Source organism: Pantoea sp. B623, from assembly GCF_024814475.1.
Classification (GTDB): domain Bacteria; phylum Pseudomonadota; class Gammaproteobacteria; order Enterobacterales; family Enterobacteriaceae; genus Pantoea; species Pantoea ananatis.
In genome coordinates this window covers 21,236-36,051 of record NZ_JANUXM010000004.1, presented here as the reverse complement: position 1 = coordinate 36,051, position 14,816 = coordinate 21,236, and the positions used below count along the sequence as shown (strand labels likewise).

16 protein-coding genes, 1 pseudogene and 1 other annotated feature are annotated in these 14,816 nt (G+C 54.5%); of the genes and pseudogenes, 13 read left to right on the top strand and 4 right to left on the bottom strand.

Annotated features, from left to right (window positions below; translation table 11 throughout):
• Positions 1-9 precede the first annotated feature (9 nt).
• Positions 10-897: an RNase RNM gene (locus NXS97_RS02030; RefSeq protein ID WP_028715220.1), complete on the bottom strand. Its 888-nt coding sequence runs from the start codon at positions 895-897 to the stop codon at positions 10-12.
• 154 nt (positions 898-1,051) lie between these two features.
• Positions 1,052-1,156 (top strand) — a sequence feature (Trp leader region).
• 23 nt (positions 1,157-1,179) lie between these two features.
• Here NXS97_RS02030 and NXS97_RS02025 point away from each other — a divergent pair.
• The 6 genes and pseudogenes from NXS97_RS02025 to NXS97_RS02000 all read left to right on the top strand — a co-directional run bounded on the left by NXS97_RS02025 (position 1,180) and on the right by NXS97_RS02000 (position 8,199).
• Positions 1,180-2,742 (top strand): anthranilate synthase component 1, encoded by a 1,563-nt coding sequence (locus NXS97_RS02025; RefSeq protein WP_112900355.1) that lies wholly within the window; start codon positions 1,180-1,182, stop codon positions 2,740-2,742.
• A pseudogene (trpD, locus tag NXS97_RS02020) lies at positions 2,742-4,335 on the top strand (bifunctional anthranilate synthase glutamate amidotransferase component TrpG/anthranilate phosphoribosyltransferase TrpD). The gene NXS97_RS02025 and the pseudogene trpD overlap by 1 nt, the downstream one beginning before the upstream one ends.
• Positions 4,336-4,337: 2 nt before the next feature.
• Positions 4,338-5,699 (top strand): bifunctional indole-3-glycerol-phosphate synthase TrpC/phosphoribosylanthranilate isomerase TrpF, encoded by a 1,362-nt coding sequence (trpCF, locus tag NXS97_RS02015; protein ID WP_013025945.1) that lies wholly within the window; start codon positions 4,338-4,340, stop codon positions 5,697-5,699.
• 47 nt (positions 5,700-5,746) lie between these two features.
• Positions 5,747-6,937: a tryptophan synthase subunit beta gene (gene trpB / locus NXS97_RS02010; protein ID WP_013025946.1), complete on the top strand. Its 1,191-nt coding sequence runs from the start codon at positions 5,747-5,749 to the stop codon at positions 6,935-6,937.
• Positions 6,937-7,740 carry a tryptophan synthase subunit alpha gene (gene trpA, locus NXS97_RS02005; RefSeq protein WP_116219756.1) on the top strand — a complete coding sequence of 268 codons (804 nt, stop codon included), beginning with the start codon at positions 6,937-6,939 and terminating at the stop codon, positions 7,738-7,740. Before trpB ends, trpA begins: the two co-directional genes overlap by 1 nt.
• A 144-nt stretch (positions 7,741-7,884) precedes the next feature.
• Complete coding sequence (locus tag NXS97_RS02000; protein ID WP_014605729.1) at positions 7,885-8,199, top strand: BON domain-containing protein; 315 nt, start codon at positions 7,885-7,887, stop codon at positions 8,197-8,199.
• Between the two features lie 45 nt (positions 8,200-8,244).
• Here the strand turns inward: NXS97_RS02000 and ompW are convergent, their stop codons facing one another.
• Positions 8,245-8,877, bottom strand: a complete 633-nt coding sequence (gene ompW / locus NXS97_RS01995; RefSeq protein WP_014593818.1) for an outer membrane protein OmpW — start codon at positions 8,875-8,877, stop codon at positions 8,245-8,247.
• A 251-nt stretch (positions 8,878-9,128) separates the two neighbouring features.
• Between ompW and NXS97_RS01990 the strand changes: the two genes are divergently transcribed.
• The 4 genes from NXS97_RS01990 to yciA are packed head-to-tail and all read left to right on the top strand — an operon-like array spanning position 9,129 to position 11,381.
• Positions 9,129-9,545, top strand: coding sequence for a YkgJ family cysteine cluster protein (locus NXS97_RS01990; protein WP_015700210.1), 417 nt, complete (start codon positions 9,129-9,131; stop codon positions 9,543-9,545).
• A gap of 27 nt (positions 9,546-9,572) precedes the next feature.
• Positions 9,573-10,307 carry a YciC family protein gene (locus NXS97_RS01985; protein ID WP_116219757.1) on the top strand — a complete coding sequence of 245 codons (735 nt, stop codon included), beginning with the start codon at positions 9,573-9,575 and terminating at the stop codon, positions 10,305-10,307.
• Positions 10,308-10,363: 56 nt separating this feature from the next.
• Entirely contained in the window at positions 10,364-10,903 is a 540-nt protein-coding gene (locus tag NXS97_RS01980) for a septation protein A (protein WP_014605727.1), read from the top strand.
• Positions 10,904-10,958: 55 nt separating this feature from the next.
• Positions 10,959-11,381 (top strand): acyl-CoA thioester hydrolase YciA, encoded by a 423-nt coding sequence (gene yciA / locus NXS97_RS01975; protein WP_013025953.1) that lies wholly within the window; start codon positions 10,959-10,961, stop codon positions 11,379-11,381.
• Positions 11,382-11,496: 115 nt separating this feature from the next.
• Here the strand turns inward: yciA and tonB are convergent, their stop codons facing one another.
• Positions 11,497-12,249, bottom strand: coding sequence for a TonB system transport protein TonB (tonB, locus tag NXS97_RS01970; protein ID WP_110286785.1), 753 nt, complete (start codon positions 12,247-12,249; stop codon positions 11,497-11,499).
• 197 nt (positions 12,250-12,446) lie between these two features.
• On the opposite strand from tonB, the gene NXS97_RS01965 reads away from it, so the two are divergent.
• Both NXS97_RS01965 and NXS97_RS01960 read left to right on the top strand, forming a co-directional pair.
• Entirely contained in the window at positions 12,447-12,743 is a 297-nt protein-coding gene (locus NXS97_RS01965) for a YciI family protein (RefSeq protein WP_014605725.1), read from the top strand.
• A 69-nt stretch (positions 12,744-12,812) separates the two neighbouring features.
• Positions 12,813-12,986: a hypothetical protein gene (locus NXS97_RS01960; protein ID WP_013025956.1), complete on the top strand. Its 174-nt coding sequence runs from the start codon at positions 12,813-12,815 to the stop codon at positions 12,984-12,986.
• A gap of 29 nt (positions 12,987-13,015) precedes the next feature.
• Here the strand turns inward: NXS97_RS01960 and NXS97_RS01955 are convergent, their stop codons facing one another.
• Positions 13,016-13,189: a YciY family protein gene (locus NXS97_RS01955; RefSeq protein ID WP_006119368.1), complete on the bottom strand. Its 174-nt coding sequence runs from the start codon at positions 13,187-13,189 to the stop codon at positions 13,016-13,018.
• Positions 13,190-13,351: 162 nt separating this feature from the next.
• On the opposite strand from NXS97_RS01955, the gene cls reads away from it, so the two are divergent.
• Positions 13,352-14,812 carry a cardiolipin synthase gene (gene cls, locus NXS97_RS01950; protein ID WP_013025958.1) on the top strand — a complete coding sequence of 487 codons (1,461 nt, stop codon included), beginning with the start codon at positions 13,352-13,354 and terminating at the stop codon, positions 14,810-14,812.
• Positions 14,813-14,816 lie beyond the last annotated feature (4 nt).

Below are 14,816 nucleotides of genomic sequence, written 5' to 3'. Positions count from 1 at the left end.
AGAAACCTCTTATCCCCTTTCCGTACATTCGACTGCGGGTGCCAGCGCAGGAAAACGTTCCCACACCGGTTCAACCCCCGCGGGCAGCCACAATTTGCGGCCAAGTTCGATCCACGGGCAGGGTTGATGAAAATCAGAACCTTGCGATGCTGCCAGGCCGTTATCTCGGGCATATTGCGCTAACGTCGTACGCTCATCAGGTGCCTGCTGGCACTGCGCCACTTCGATAGCATCGCCCCCCGCGGCGCTAAAAAACGCGACCAGGCGCTTTAGCCATTTTGCCGATAATCCATACCGTCCCGGATGTGCCAGCACGGCACATCCACCAGAATGGTGAATAGCATCAATAGCTTGATTAATTGTACACCATAGGGGCGGGACGTAGCCGGTTTTGCCTCGTGCCAGATAATTTTTAAACACCTGGGCCATATTGTTGGCCTTTCCCACCTCAACCAGGTAGCGGGCAAAATGGCCACGCGTAATCATTCCGCCATCAGCCAAACGCATAGCCCCAGCCAGCGCATCCGGGATCTGGGCCTTTTCAAGCCGTTCAGCAATGCGATGTGCGCGTTCCAGCCGCGTCGCATACTGACCGGCAAGGAACTGAGTCATGACCGGATGCTGAATATCAATATTGAGGCCGACGATATGAATCTCATGGTTTTCCCACAGCGTGGAAATTTCAACACCGGCTAAAACGCTAATGGGCAGTTGCTGATCCCGTACGGTCTGCTGCGCCTCGGTCACGCCCGCAACGGTGTCGTGATCGGTAATGGCCAGCACCCCGACGCGCATGTCGACCGCGCGCTCAACCAGCGCCTGCGGCGACAGTAATCCGTCTGAAGCCCGTGTGTGACTATGAAGATCGTAAAGCGGAAAACGGGCGATATCGCTCAAAACAACTCCTGCTGGCTACTGCTCGGGTCAGCATAATAACGATTTTATCGGTCACTGAAAAAGTGTATTGACATTTTTGTCGCGAACCAGTTAACTAGTACACAAGTTCACCGCAAACGGGTATTTGATCATGAAAACTGTTATTACGCTTTTGATGGGTTGGTGGCGCAATGTTTCCCAGTACGGGCGACGTTGTCGTGCACACCTAGCGTAAACACTGTGCAGATACCTGAGCCCGCCACCGAGCGGGCTTTTTTTTGGACGATATTCAGAGAAATCATCATGCTCAATGCAAAACCTACAGTGAAGTTAATTACCGGCAGCGCGCCCTATCGGGAAGATCCTGCCGCGGTGTTTCACCAGTTATGTGGTGCGCGTCCGGCCACCCTGTTACTCGAATCGGCGGACATTGACAGCAAAGAAAACTTACAAAGCCTGATGATTGTCGACAGCGCCCTGCGCATTAGCGCGTTGGGCAATCGCGTCACCTTTCAGGCGCTGTCTGACAATGGTCGGGCACTGCTGACGCTGCTGGATGACGCGTTACCCTCTAACATTCTGAATGAACCGCGTCCTGACGGCCGTGTTCTGACCTTTCCTGCGCCTCAGGATCAGCAGGATGAAGATTCCCGCTTGCGCGCCCTGTCGGTATTTGATGCCCTGCGTCTGATCCCGCAGTTGGTGAATTCACCCAGTGAAGAGCGTGAAGCCGTGTTTGTTGGCGGGCTGTTCGCCTATGACCTGGTCGCAGGCTTCGAAGATTTACCCGAGCTCAGCAGCGAGCAACGTTGCCCCGACTACTGCTTCTATCTGGCGGAAACGCTACTGGTGCTGGATCATCAGGCGCGCAGCGCACGCCTGCAGGCCAGTCTGTTCAGCGCTTCCACCTCTGAATTTCAGCGTCTGCAGCGCCGTATTGAGCAACTGCATGGGCAGATGTTACAGCCTGCGCCGGTATTGCCGGTTCAGCCTGTCGAAACCATGACGCTGACCACCAGCCAGAGTGATGATGAGTATTGTGAGGTGGTGCGAAAAATGCAGGAAGCCATTCGCGTTGGCGAAATCTTCCAGGTTGTGCCCTCACGCCGCTTTTCGCTGCCCTGCCCATCTGCGCTGGCGGCTTACGACACGCTGAAACGCAGTAATCCAAGTCCTTATATGTTCTTTATGCAGGACCAGGACTTTTCACTGTTTGGTGCCTCGCCTGAAAGTTCGCTGAAGTACGATGCCGCTTCACGTCAGATTGAAATTTACCCCATAGCCGGTACGCGTCCACGTGGTCGTCACGCCGACGGCTCCCTGGATCGCGATCTCGACAGCCGTATTGAGCTGGAAATGCGCACGGACCACAAAGAGCTGGCAGAGCACCTGATGCTGGTCGATCTGGCGCGCAATGACTTAGCCCGTATCTGTCGCCCCGGCAGCCGCTATGTTGCCGATCTGACCAAAGTGGACCGCTACTCTTTTGTTATGCATCTGGTCTCACGCGTCGTCGGCACGCTGCGCGATGATCTTGATGTGCTGCATGCCTATCGCGCCTGCATGAACATGGGCACCCTTAGTGGTGCGCCAAAAGTCAGAGCGATGCAGTTGATTGCCGAAGCTGAGGGCACCCGTCGCGGCATCTATGGCGGCGCAGTGGGCTATTTCACCGCTAACGGTGATTTAGACACCTGCATCGTGATCCGCTCAGCCTATGTGGAAGACGGCGTGGCAACGGTGCAGGCCGGGGCCGGTGTGGTACTGGATTCAAACCCGCAGGCCGAAGCGGACGAAAGCCGTAATAAAGCCCGCGCGGTGTTGCGCGCAATTGCCACTGCTCATCACTGCAAGGAGATTTTCTGATGGCTGACATCCTGCTGCTGGACAACATCGACTCTTTTACCTACAACCTCGTCGATCAGCTGCGCACCTTCGGGCATAACGTGGTGGTTTATCGCAATACGATGCCGGCGTCGCTGTTGCTCGACAGACTGCACAGCATGAATAATCCGGTGCTGATGCTCTCTCCCGGACCCGGCGCACCGAAAGATGCGGGCTGTATGCCAGCGTTGCTGCGCGAGGTTCGCGGAAAGCTACCGGTTATTGGTATCTGCCTTGGGCATCAGGCAATTGTTGAAACCTACGGCGGCCACGTCGGCCAGGCGGGCGAAATTCTGCATGGTAAAGCCTCTGCCATCAGTCATGACGGTGAAGCGATGTTTGCCGGGCTCAGCAATCCTCTTCCCGTTGCCCGTTATCACTCACTGGTTGGCAGTAATACACCCGATGAGTTGACGGTGAATGCCAGCTACAACGGTATGGTGATGGCGGTCCGTCACGAGAAAGATCGCGTTTGCGGGTTCCAGTTTCATCCGGAATCCATTTTAACCACGCAGGGCGCACGTCTGCTTGAACAGACGCTGGCCTGGGCGCTGGCGAAGTAACAGGGAGCAAGGTATGAACACGATTCTGGAAAAACTTTACCAGTCGCACATCCTGACGCAAGACGAGAGTCATCAGTTGTTTAGCGCCATCATCACCGGTCAGCTTGAACCTACTCAGCTGGCCGCCGCGCTGATTGCTATGAAGGTGCGTGGCGAAAACCCCGAGGAGATTGCCGGGGCGGCCTGTGCCTTACTGGAAGATGCTAAACCCTTTCCTCGCCCGGATTATGCCTTTGCCGATATTGTCGGCACCGGTGGCGATGGCAGTAACAGCATTAATATTTCCACCGCCAGCGCGTTTGTTGCAGCAACCTGCGGCCTGAAGGTGGCGAAACACGGAAATCGCAGCGTATCCAGCAAATCAGGTTCTTCCGATCTGCTGGCGGCGTTCGGCATCGATCTTGATATGCCTGCGGCGCGGGCACGCAAAGCGCTGGACGATCTTAATGTCTGCTTCCTGTTTGCCCCCCAGTACCATACGGGCTTTCGTCATGCCATGCCGGTGCGCCAACAGCTGAAAACCCGCACGCTGTTTAACGTGCTGGGGCCGCTGATTAATCCTGCACGTCCACCGCTGGCCGTGATTGGGGTTTACAGCCCCGAGCTGGTGTTGCCCATCGCGCAGACGCTAAAAGTTCTGGGTTACCAGCGCGCGGCAGTGGTACACGGGGGCGGCATGGATGAGGTGGCCCTTCACGATGTCACCCATGTAGCGGAGCTGCGTGAAGGTGAGATTACCCGCTATCAGCTGGCGCCAGAGGATTTCGGCTTCGGCTTCCATCCTAAAGAGGCGCTGGCCGGCGGCACGCCCGAAGAAAACCGTGACATTCTGACACGTTTACTCCAGGGTAATGGCGAGCAGGCCCACGAGGAGGCGGTTGCCGTCAACGTGGCGATGCTGCTCAAAGTGTTTGGTAATGAAGATCTCCGTGAAAATGCACAGCGTGCGCTCAATGCCATCCGTAGCGGTCAGGCTTATGAGCGCGTGGTGGCTCTGGCAGCAAGAGGATAATCATGCAGGGTACAGTGTTAGATAAAATCGTGAAAGACAAAGCCGTTTGGGTTGAGGCGCGTAAGCAGCAGCAACCTCTGGAGAGTTTCCAGCAGCGAGTGGCGCTTTCCAGCCGTAGTTTTTATGACGCACTGCAGGGCACCCGCACTGCCTTTATTCTGGAATGCAAAAAAGCCTCTCCATCCAAAGGGCTTATTCGTGATGATTTTGATCCTGAGATGATAGCCGGGGTTTATCGCCACTATGCCTCTGCCGTTTCCGTATTAACGGACGAGAAATACTTTCAGGGTGACTTCGCCTTTTTGCCCGTCGTCAGCGCGGCCATTACGCAGCCGGTCCTGTGCAAAGATTTTATTATCGATCCGTATCAAATTTACCTGGCGCGTTACTACCAGGCGGATGCCATCCTGCTGATGCTCTCTGTGGTTGACGACGAGCAGTATCGCCAGCTGGCCGCCATTGCGCACAGCCTGCAGATGGGCGTCCTGACTGAAGTCAGTAACGAGCAGGAGCTGGAACGCGCGATTGCGCTGGAAGCCAAAGTGGTCGGCATCAACAACCGTGACTTACGCGATCTCTCCATCGACCTTAACCGGACCCGTGAACTGGCCCCGCGCCTGGGCCCCGGCGTCACCGTGATCAGCGAGTCGGGCATCAACAACTATCGGGATGTCCGCGAGTTAAGCCATTTTGCGAATGGTTTCCTCATCGGCTCTGCGCTAATGGAAGAAGAGGATCTTCATGCCGCCGTGCGCCGCGTCACCCTGGGCAGCAATAAAGTCTGCGGTCTGACCCGTCCTGAAGACGCCTGCGCGGCCTGCGAGGCAGGTGCCATTTTTGGTGGTTTGATCTTTGTTGAAGGTTCGCCGCGTCAGGTTGATACCGAGCGCGCGCGCGCGGTCATGGCTGGCGCACCGCTAAAGTATGTTGGCGTGTTCCGTGATGCCGCTATAAGTGACATTGTCACCAAAACAGAGGCGTTACAGCTGAGTGCCGTGCAACTGCATGGCGATGAAGACCCGGACTATGTGGCTGAGCTTTATCAGGCGCTGCCAGAAAACGTGCAAATCTGGAAAGCGCTCAGCATCCAGACGGCCCTGCCCGAACGTCGCTGGCCCCATGTTGACCGCTATGTCTTCGATAACGGCAACGGTGGCTCGGGCCAGACATTTGACTGGTCGCTGCTAAAAGGACAGGACCTGAAGAATGTTCTGCTGGCAGGAGGACTGAGCGCTGACAACTGCGTCGAAGCCGCTCAGTTAGGCTGTGCAGGGCTGGATTTCAATTCGGGCGTGGAAAGCGAGCCGGGTATTAAAGACGCCAGCAAAATTGCCTCGGTATTCCGGACGCTTCGCGCCTACTGATTGACCTGGCCCGTGTGTTGACGGGCCAAAAAAAAGGATAGCAAAACATGACCTTACTTAATCCCTATTTTGGCGACTTCGGCGGCATGTATGTGCCGCAGATTTTGATGCCGGCCTTGAAACAGCTAGAAGAAGCTTTTGTCAGCGCGCAAAAAGATCCGGAATTCCAGGCTGAATTTACCGATCTGCTGAAAAATTATGCTGGCCGCCCCACAGCCTTAACCCTGTGCAGTAATCTGACCAAAGGGTCGAAAACCCGCCTGTACTTAAAGCGCGAAGACCTGTTGCACGGCGGCGCGCACAAGACCAACCAGGTGTTAGGGCAGGCTCTGCTGGCTAAGCGCATGGGCAAAAACGAAATCATTGCCGAAACCGGTGCAGGCCAGCATGGCGTCGCCTCTGCCCTTGCCTGCGCGCTGCTGGGCATGAAATGTCGCATCTATATGGGCGCCAAAGACGTAGAGCGGCAGTCGCCGAACGTCTTTCGTATGCGCCTGATGGGCGCCGAGGTCATCCCGGTGCACAGCGGCTCTGCCACATTGAAAGATGCCTGCAACGAAGCGCTGCGCGACTGGTCAGGCAGTTATGAAACCGCTCACTATATGCTGGGCACCGCGGCGGGTCCGCACCCGTTCCCGACGATTGTGCGTGAGTTTCAGCGCATGATTGGTGAAGAGACCAAAAAGCAGATTCTGGAAAAGGAAGGTCGCCTGCCGGATGCCGTGATCGCCTGCGTCGGCGGGGGCTCCAACGCCATCGGTATGTTTGCCGACTTTATCGACGAAGAGAAGGTGAAGCTGATTGGTGTTGAACCGGCCGGACACGGGATTGAAACCGGCGAACACGGTGCGCCACTGAAGCACGGCCGCGTCGGCATTTACTTCGGTATGAAAGCCCCGATGATGCAGACTGACGAAGGGCAGATTGAAGAGTCATACTCAATTTCAGCCGGACTCGACTTTCCTTCCGTCGGTCCTCAGCACGCTCACCTCAACAGTATTGGTCGGGCTGACTATGTTTCGGTAACCGACAATGAAGCGCTTGCTGCCTTTAAAACGCTGTGCCGCGCCGAAGGTATCATTCCTGCCCTGGAGTCAGCGCACGCGCTGGCCCACGCGCTAAGAATGATTAAGGCAGAACCCGAGAAAGAGCAGTTGATTGTCGTCAACCTTTCGGGTCGCGGTGATAAAGATATCTTCACCGTCCACGATATTCTGACTGCGCAGGGAGAAATCTGATGGAACGTTACGATCGACTGTTTTCACGTCTGGCAGAGAAGAAAGAAGGTGCACTGGTGCCTTTCGTTACGCTGGGCGATCCGTCACCCGAAATGTCATTACGAATTATTGATGCGCTGGTAGAAGGTGGTGCAGATGCGCTTGAATTGGGTATTCCCTTTTCAGATCCGCTAGCGGATGGTCCGACAATTCAAAGCGCAACGCTGCGCGCCTTTGCTGCGGGCACCACCACAGCACAGTGCTTTGAAATGCTTGCTGCCATCCGTCATAAGTACCCTGAATTACCTGTTGGCTTACTCATGTACGCCAACCTTGTGTTCAGCAACGGCATTGATGAATTTTATGCCCGCTGTGCCCAGGCCGGGGTTGATTCGGTTCTCGTGGCAGATGTGCCCGTGGAAGAATCCGCGCCGTTCCGTCAGGCCGCTATGCGTCATGGGATTGCGCCCATTTTCATTTGCCCTCCCAACGCCAGCGATGAACTACTCCGTGAAATTGCCTCTCACGGCCGCGGTTATACCTATCTGCTGTCACGCGCTGGGGTGACCGGTACCGAGAAGCGGGCCAGCCTGCCGCTGGACCACCTGATTGCAAAATTACGGGAATATCATGCAGCGCCGCCGCTGCAGGGCTTTGGCATTTCTGAAGCCTCGCAGGTTAGAGAATCTCTCGGTGCGGGCTCCGCCGGTGCGATCTCGGGTTCGGCCGTGGTTAAAATCATTGAACAACATCAGGCAGAACCCGAAGTGATGCTGGATGCCCTGAGAACCTTTATTGGTAACCTCAAAGCCGCCACCCGCTAATTCCCCACATGCCTTACCGCCCGGTAAGGCATGATTTCCCTGTTTTTTTTCATTCCCGGTTTGCTAATTTCGGATTTTCTGCACCACAATTAACAGGCGCCGTTATGGTAACGTCGCATCCAATTTGTGACAGGGAGAGAAGCAATGAAATGGTTTAAAGTGCTGGCAAGTGCCATGGTCGCGGCTGTTGTTGCATTAACACTGAGCGCCTGTGCGCCAACGCCAACTAAAGAAGGCACCGGCGGTTATATCGATGACACCGTCATCACCACGAAAGTAAAAGCAGAACTGTTAAAAGATGAGTCGCTGAAATCGACTGAAATCAACGTTGAAACCTTTAAGGGTAAAGTGCAGCTCAGCGGTTTTGTCAGCTCGCCGCAGATGGCTAACCATGCCGTCCAGGTTACCCGCAGCGTGGCAGGCGTAAGATCCGTCGTTAATAACATGCAAATTAAATAACGTCGGTTAAAAAAAAGGGCCACGTTGACGTGGCCCTTTTTTTTATCAGAAACGGTAACCTGCGCCAAAGAAGAACACCCAGGGATCCACGCGCATATGGATATTCTGCTGCTGATCGCCCGCTTTGAATTTCACCTGCGTATCAATATCCATGTACCACAGGGAAGCGTTCAGCATCCAGTCGCGGTTGATCTGGTAATCCAGCCCCACCTGCCCGGCAACGCCCCACGAATCCTTCAGGCTGAGATCGCTCAAGCCCGCATCCCGTCCGGTCTGGTTAAAATCGGCATCATAGAAGGTGGTGTAGTTAACGCCGATGCCCACATAGGGACGCACCTGACTCTGGCTGTCAAAAAAGTAATACTGTGCCATCAGCGTGGGCGGCAGCTGACGTACCGTCGCCAGGGTGCCGGTTGGGCCCAGCCCGACTTTATGACGAAACGGCGTGGCGGCCAGAAGCTCAACCCCGATATTATCAGTGGCCATATAGGTAAAGGTTAAGCCCAGCTGAGTGTCGTTGCTTGCGCTAAACGGCCCCATTCCCAGCACATTGTCTGAGCCTTCGGTGGGTCGGACTGTGGCACTTCCTGCACGGACAAAGAAATCGCCCGCCTGGTGAGCCAACGCAAATTGCGGTAATGCAAGCGCCAGCAGCATGGCGCATTTAGCCAGTTTCATATTCACTCCTGTGAGAAATTGAATGCCTGCACTGAATCATTTTTTTGTCCGCACAGATTTAGCGCGATTCATTGTCAATTGCATCTAAATCAACCCGGAAAAATGATTTAAAAAACAATGAATTGATTCAAATCAATTTTGCGTGCTCTGGTGGTCGCTAAATATCCCTTGCCGAAACCGTAACGCCGCATTACTTTGCTGATCTCCCCAGACTGTTTTGCTTCGATGCCTCAGAGGTGGCGGGCGATCAAATGAGCGATACTCTCAACCCTTGTATTAGCTGTGGTGCCTGTTGTGCCCACTTTCGCGTCTCTTTTTACTGGGCAGAAGCCGATGACGCCGGGGGGCTGGTGCCAACGGAATTAACGGAGCCCCTGAGTCTGTTAATGCGGAATATGCGCGGCACGAACGATCGCACACCGCGCTGTGTCGCGCTCAAGGGCGATATTGGCGGCTGTGTTTCGTGCAGTATCTATGAAAACCGGCCTTCGCCCTGCCGTGAGTTTGAGATGTCTGGAGAACAGGGGGTTTGGAACGAAGGCTGCGACCGGGCCAGAGCGCGCTTTGGCCTTCCCGCACTTTTTCACCCATCTTTACCTGATATGACAGAAAGTTATCGGGTTGCGGGTGCCAGCGAGCCGTCAGAACATGTACAATCGCCGGGTTAATTAACCCGGTTCTTTCAAGGAGAGTACATGTCTATCACGGCAAGCTCGTTATACCGTGACACTGGAAATTTTTTTCGTCATCAATTGTTCACCCTGGTGCTGATGTCGCTGCTGACCGCGTTTGTCACGGTCATGCTGTTACACGTTCTGACGCCCGGTGACGACCAAATGGCGATATTGCAGCAAGGCGAAATTAGCAGTACCTCGCTGTTCGATATGGTGCAGAGCATGTCACCCGAACAGCAGCAGGTGCTGCTGCGCGCTTCTGCAGCGGGAACGTTTGCGGGGCTGGTGGGGAATACGCTGCTGTTGGGCGGTATACTGTGCCTGATTCCGTTGGTTTCGTCAGGCCAACGCGTAAGTGCGCTGCGAGCGATTGGCGCCTCTGCACCCTTGCTGCCAAAGCTACTGCTGCTGACGTTTCTCGTTACCCTGGTGGCGCAGCTGGGCTTTATGGTACTGGTGGTTCCGGGCGTATTGCTGACCATTGTGCTGTCGCTGTCGCCAATCATTCTGGCGAGTGAAAAACTCGGCGTTATCGCCGCAATGCGCGCCAGCATGCGAATGGCCTGGAAAAACGTGAAGCTGATTGCCCCTGCCATTATCGTATGGTTACTGGCTAAGCTCGCCGTGATGTTTTTCTTTACCTCATTAACCCTGTTGCCCATGAATGTTTCAACGGTGATTTTCACCGCCATCGGTAACCTGGTTTCGACCCTGTTGGTGATTTATTTGTACCGGCTTTATATGCTGTTACGTTGATTGTCCGTGCGCCTTCCGGCGCACTGGCAGGCCATGCAGCCTTAACTGGAATGACTATGAAGCAGCTACTCGACTTTCTCCCCCTTGTTGTTTTCTTTATTTTTTATAAGTTGTACGACATTTTTGTGGCGTCGGGCGCGCTGGTTGTCGCGACCGGACTGGCGCTGGTCGCGAGCTGGGTGCTGTATCGCAAGCTTGAAAAAATGACGATTTTCACCTTCGTTCTGGTGGCCGTCTTCGGCACGCTGACGCTGGTTTTCCATAATGATGAATTTATTAAGTGGAAAGTCACCGTCATCTATACCCTGTTTGCGCTGGCGTTACTGTTCAGCCAGTGGTTCATGAAACAGCCGTTAATACAGACCATGCTGGGTAAAGAGCTGGAACTGCCTGACCACGTCTGGCGAAATCTCAACATCGCCTGGGCGCTGTTTTTCTTGATTTGTGGCCTGGCAAACATATATGTTGCGTTTTGGTTACCTCAGTCAGTCTGGGTTAACTTCAAAGTGTTTGGACTGACCGGCCTTACGCTGCTGTTTACGCTGCTGAGCGGCGTCTATATCTGGCGTAAGATGCCGCAACAAGAACAAAAATAAACCTGTTGTCCGCTCAGGCGGGCAACGTCTCTCTCAGACTTAAGAAACCAGAGCAATGGACGATAAACATAAATTGCCCAAGGGCGAAATGGTGATGCGCACCCTGGCGATGCCAGCGGATACAAATGCTAACGGCGATATCTTCGGTGGCTGGTTAATGTCACAAATGGATATGGGTGGCGCGATCCAGGCTAAAGAGATTGCTGAAGGCCGCGTCGTCACCGTACGCGTTGATGGTATGACCTTCTTAAAACCCGTCGCAGTGGGCGATGTCGTCAGTTGCTATGCGCACTGTATCCGCACCGGCAACAGCTCGATGACGATTAACGTTCAGGTATGGATCAAGAAGGTGTCATCTGAACCTATCGGGCAGACGTATTGTGCTACCGAAGCCGTGTTTATTTACGTCGCGGTGGACAACGAGGGGCATCCTCGCCAACTGCCAGCAGGACGGGATAACCAGTCCTACCCTGCCTGATAACAGGTTTTCGGTGCTGCATCTGCCCTGCAGATAATTCCCTGTTGCCGTGAGCGACGCGCAGGTTGCGATCGCTCACGGCGCCACAAGCGCCCTTCAGACAGCCTTTCTCCGGCTATTCGATGCTGGCCCCGCCGTTAATTTTGAATACGATATTCATCGTCAGGCCGCTGCCCGGTTTTCCACTCTGATAACGCCACGTTCGCATGGCCTGCTTAACGGTACGTTCGAACATATTGCGCGGTTCGGCAGAAAGGATTTCGATATTATCGACCCGACCGTCGCTGTCTACGTCAAATTTTACCCTGACGCGTCCTTCAACGCGCAAGGCCGCCGCCCGTGGCGGATAAGACGGCTTGCTGATATTAAGCGCTTTGGGCCCGGAAGAAACACTTTGCGTGGGTGCTGCCGACGGCGTACTTTTTGGCGCGGTGGTAGGCTTGCTTTGGGTGGCGGCCGTATCATGGCTGAACGGATTTGCCTGCGGTTTCACCTCCTGACGCGGTTTCACCTCGCGCTTGGGTTGTTCACGCTTAGGCTCGTGACGGGGCTTTGGCTTAGGCTTAGGTTCAGGTTTGGGGATCGGCACCGGTTCGGCTTTTGGCGGCTCTGGCGCAGGTTGAGGCTCCGGTACGGGTTCCGGTTCTGGCTGAGGCGTCGGTTGCGGCGCGGGTTGGGCGATTGCAGGTTCTGGCTGAACGGCCGGTGCAACCATCGTCACGCTAATCGGCTGTGATGCTTTAGGTAACTCAATGGTCTGATGAAAAGACGCATAAAGAACACCCGCAATGACTGCACCGTGCAGTGCAACAGACAAGATCATGGCGACAGGCGTGCGTTTCGGTAAGGGCATAGTCAGCGTGGTCATAGCAATCGCAGTAGTGAAATCAAGTCACGATTTTAAATGCAAATAGCAATCAGTTTCAATAACCTCCTTGTTTTGCGGCTAAAAAAGCCTGTTTAGCCCAATATGCTGCAGAGGCCATTGACGCAAGGTTTCGTTTGCACTCTACTTAACTATCCCTTACCGTGTTGCCAAATTTAAGAGTTAATGGGAGCGCCCAATTGCTTTACGTCATTTATGCTGAAGATAACGCCGATTCTCTGGAAAAACGCAACGCCGTGCGCCCCGCTCACCTGGCACGTCTGAAGCTGTTACATGAAGAAGGTCGGTTAATCGTCGCCGGTCCTATGCCTGCGGTCGACAGTAACGATCCGGGCGTTGCGGGCTTTACCGGTTCCACCGTCGTCGCCGAATTCCCGTCGCTGGAAACGGCGCAGGCCTGGGCTGCAGACGATCCCTACATCGCCGCCGGTGTTTACAAGCAGGTTAGCGTTAAGCCGTTTAAGCGCGTCTTCTGATTTAACTCCGCAGCCAAAAAAGAGCTTCCGGGCAGCCGCTCAGAAGCTTTTTTTTCGAGATGATATTTTATGCAATCGATTATTATCACCCTGTTGCTGGTGATTATGCTGTTAGTAGGTGCGGCGCTTTATCTGTGGCGAAAACACGGCTGGCGGAATAAAAAGCACCTGATCGTCATGCTGATCGTCCTGGCCGCAGCGGTACAGCTGGTGAACGTCAAGTTATTGATGACCGGGCATTAATGTCTCAGCCGCGCCGGGCGGCTGATCGATTACAGATTTTGTGTGATAAACAGAATCGAACGACGCTGCTGCTGCGCCAGTTGATGACGAATTCCGTGAATCCGTTTATAGCGACGTGACTGCCCCTCGAGCCAGCGTGAACGTCTGCGCTGTACCTGACGTAACATTCTCCAGCGGGCCACTTCGTTTCTGCTTCGTCTCATCACTTCCTCTCTGCCATCAAACTCACGCGCACGCATTATAAAGATCTCTGAGCGAATGCCAAATCGGATCTCTCATCGAAACGCCGCTATTATTAAGGGTTTCGCTCCCCCTCATCTCCACGTAAACTTCTCTGACTCAAGCGCGAACAGGATGTCCACTTAATGACCACGTTTTACACGCTTATCAGTTGGTTGCTGTTGTTTGGTTACTGGTTACTGATTGCCGGGATCACGCTGCGCATCCTGATGAAGCGACGGGCCGTTACCTCAGCGATGGCATGGCTGCTGATTATCTTTATTCTGCCGCTGGTTGGCATCATCGCGTATTTGTCCTTTGGCGAATTACATTTGGGTAAGCGCCGCGCTGAACGCGCACGTACCATGTGGCCTTCCACCGCTCGCTGGTTAAATGATTTAAAGAAACGCAGCGAAATTTTTGCGACAGATTACAGCGACGTCGCACGATCGCTGTTTCAACTGTGCAACAACCGCCAGGGCATTGCGGGCGTAAAAGGCAATCAGTTGCAGCTTCTGACCAGCTCTGATGACGTCATGAAAGCCTTGATTCGCGATATCCAGCTGGCTCGCCACAATGTCGAGATGGTGTTCTATATCTGGAATCCGGGCGGGCTGGCGGATGAGGTCGCCGAGTCGTTAATGGCCGCGTCACGCCGCGGCGTTCACTGCCGCCTCATGCTGGATTCAGCGGGCAGCGTGGCGTTCTTCAGAAGCCCCTGGGTGGGCATGATGCGTAATGCAGGCATTGACGTCGTTGAGGCGCTCCAGGTGAGCCTGCTGCGCGTATTCCTGCGCCGTATGGACCTGCGTCAACATCGTAAAATGGTGCTGATCGACAACTATATTGCCTACACCGGCAGCATGAACCTGGTTGATCCGCGCTTTTTTAAACAAGAGGCCGGCGTAGGCCAATGGGTTGACCTGATGGCGCGCATGGAAGGTCCGGTTTCCACCGCCATGGGAATTGTCTACAGCTGTGACTGGGAAATTGAGACCGGTAAACGTATTTTACCGCCGCCGCCAGACCGCAATATCATGCCGTTTGAACAGGAAAGTGGGCACACGGTGCAGGTTATCGCCTCCGGTCCCGGTTTTCCGGAGGATTTGATTCATCAGGCCCTGCTCACGGCGGTGTATTCAGCGCGTGAGCAGCTTATCATGACCACGCCCTATCTGGTGCCGAGTGACGATCTGCTTCATGCCATTTGCACGGCGGCCATGCGGGGCGTTAACGTGAGTCTTGTGGTTCCCCTTCACAATGACTCTTTGCTGGTCGGCTGGGCCAGCCGCTCCTTCTTTGGCGAGCTGCTTGAGGCAGGAGTAAAAATCTACCAGTTTGAAGATGGCCTGCTGCATACCAAAAGCGTGCTGGTGGACGGTCAACTGAGCCTGGTGGGAACCGTTAACCTGGACATGCGTAGCCTGTGGCTGAATTTCGAAATTACCCTGGCTGTCGATGATGCCGGATTCGGCAGCGATTTGGCCTGCGTGCAGGATGACTATATTGCCCGTTCGCGTCTGCTCGATCCCAAACGCTGGGCAAAACGTGCCTGGTGGCAGCGGATTGTCGAACGACTGTTTTACTTCTTCAGCCCTTTACTGTAAAACG

Bases quoted from the DNA above. Each gene is read 5' to 3' on its own strand.
- NXS97_RS02025 (WP_112900355.1), top strand. From the start codon at position 1,180: ATGCTCAATGCAAAACCTACAGTGAAGTTAATTACCGGCAGCGCGCCC.
- trpCF (WP_013025945.1), top strand. From the start codon at position 4,338: ATGCAGGGTACAGTGTTAGATAAAATCGTGAAAGACAAAGCCGTTTGG.
- trpB (WP_013025946.1), top strand. From the start codon at position 5,747: ATGACCTTACTTAATCCCTATTTTGGCGACTTCGGCGGCATGTATGTG.
- trpA (WP_116219756.1), top strand. From the start codon at position 6,937: ATGGAACGTTACGATCGACTGTTTTCACGTCTGGCAGAGAAGAAAGAA.
- NXS97_RS02000 (WP_014605729.1), top strand. From the start codon at position 7,885: ATGAAATGGTTTAAAGTGCTGGCAAGTGCCATGGTCGCGGCTGTTGTT.
- ompW (WP_014593818.1), bottom strand. From the start codon at position 8,877: ATGAAACTGGCTAAATGCGCCATGCTGCTGGCGCTTGCATTACCGCAA.
- NXS97_RS01990 (WP_015700210.1), top strand. From the start codon at position 9,129: ATGAGCGATACTCTCAACCCTTGTATTAGCTGTGGTGCCTGTTGTGCC.
- NXS97_RS01985 (WP_116219757.1), top strand. From the start codon at position 9,573: ATGTCTATCACGGCAAGCTCGTTATACCGTGACACTGGAAATTTTTTT.
- NXS97_RS01980 (WP_014605727.1), top strand. From the start codon at position 10,364: ATGAAGCAGCTACTCGACTTTCTCCCCCTTGTTGTTTTCTTTATTTTT.
- yciA (WP_013025953.1), top strand. From the start codon at position 10,959: ATGGACGATAAACATAAATTGCCCAAGGGCGAAATGGTGATGCGCACC.
- tonB (WP_110286785.1), bottom strand. From the start codon at position 12,249: ATGACCACGCTGACTATGCCCTTACCGAAACGCACGCCTGTCGCCATG.
- NXS97_RS01960 (WP_013025956.1), top strand. From the start codon at position 12,813: ATGCAATCGATTATTATCACCCTGTTGCTGGTGATTATGCTGTTAGTA.
- NXS97_RS01955 (WP_006119368.1), bottom strand. From the start codon at position 13,189: ATGAGACGAAGCAGAAACGAAGTGGCCCGCTGGAGAATGTTACGTCAG.
- cls (WP_013025958.1), top strand. From the start codon at position 13,352: ATGACCACGTTTTACACGCTTATCAGTTGGTTGCTGTTGTTTGGTTAC.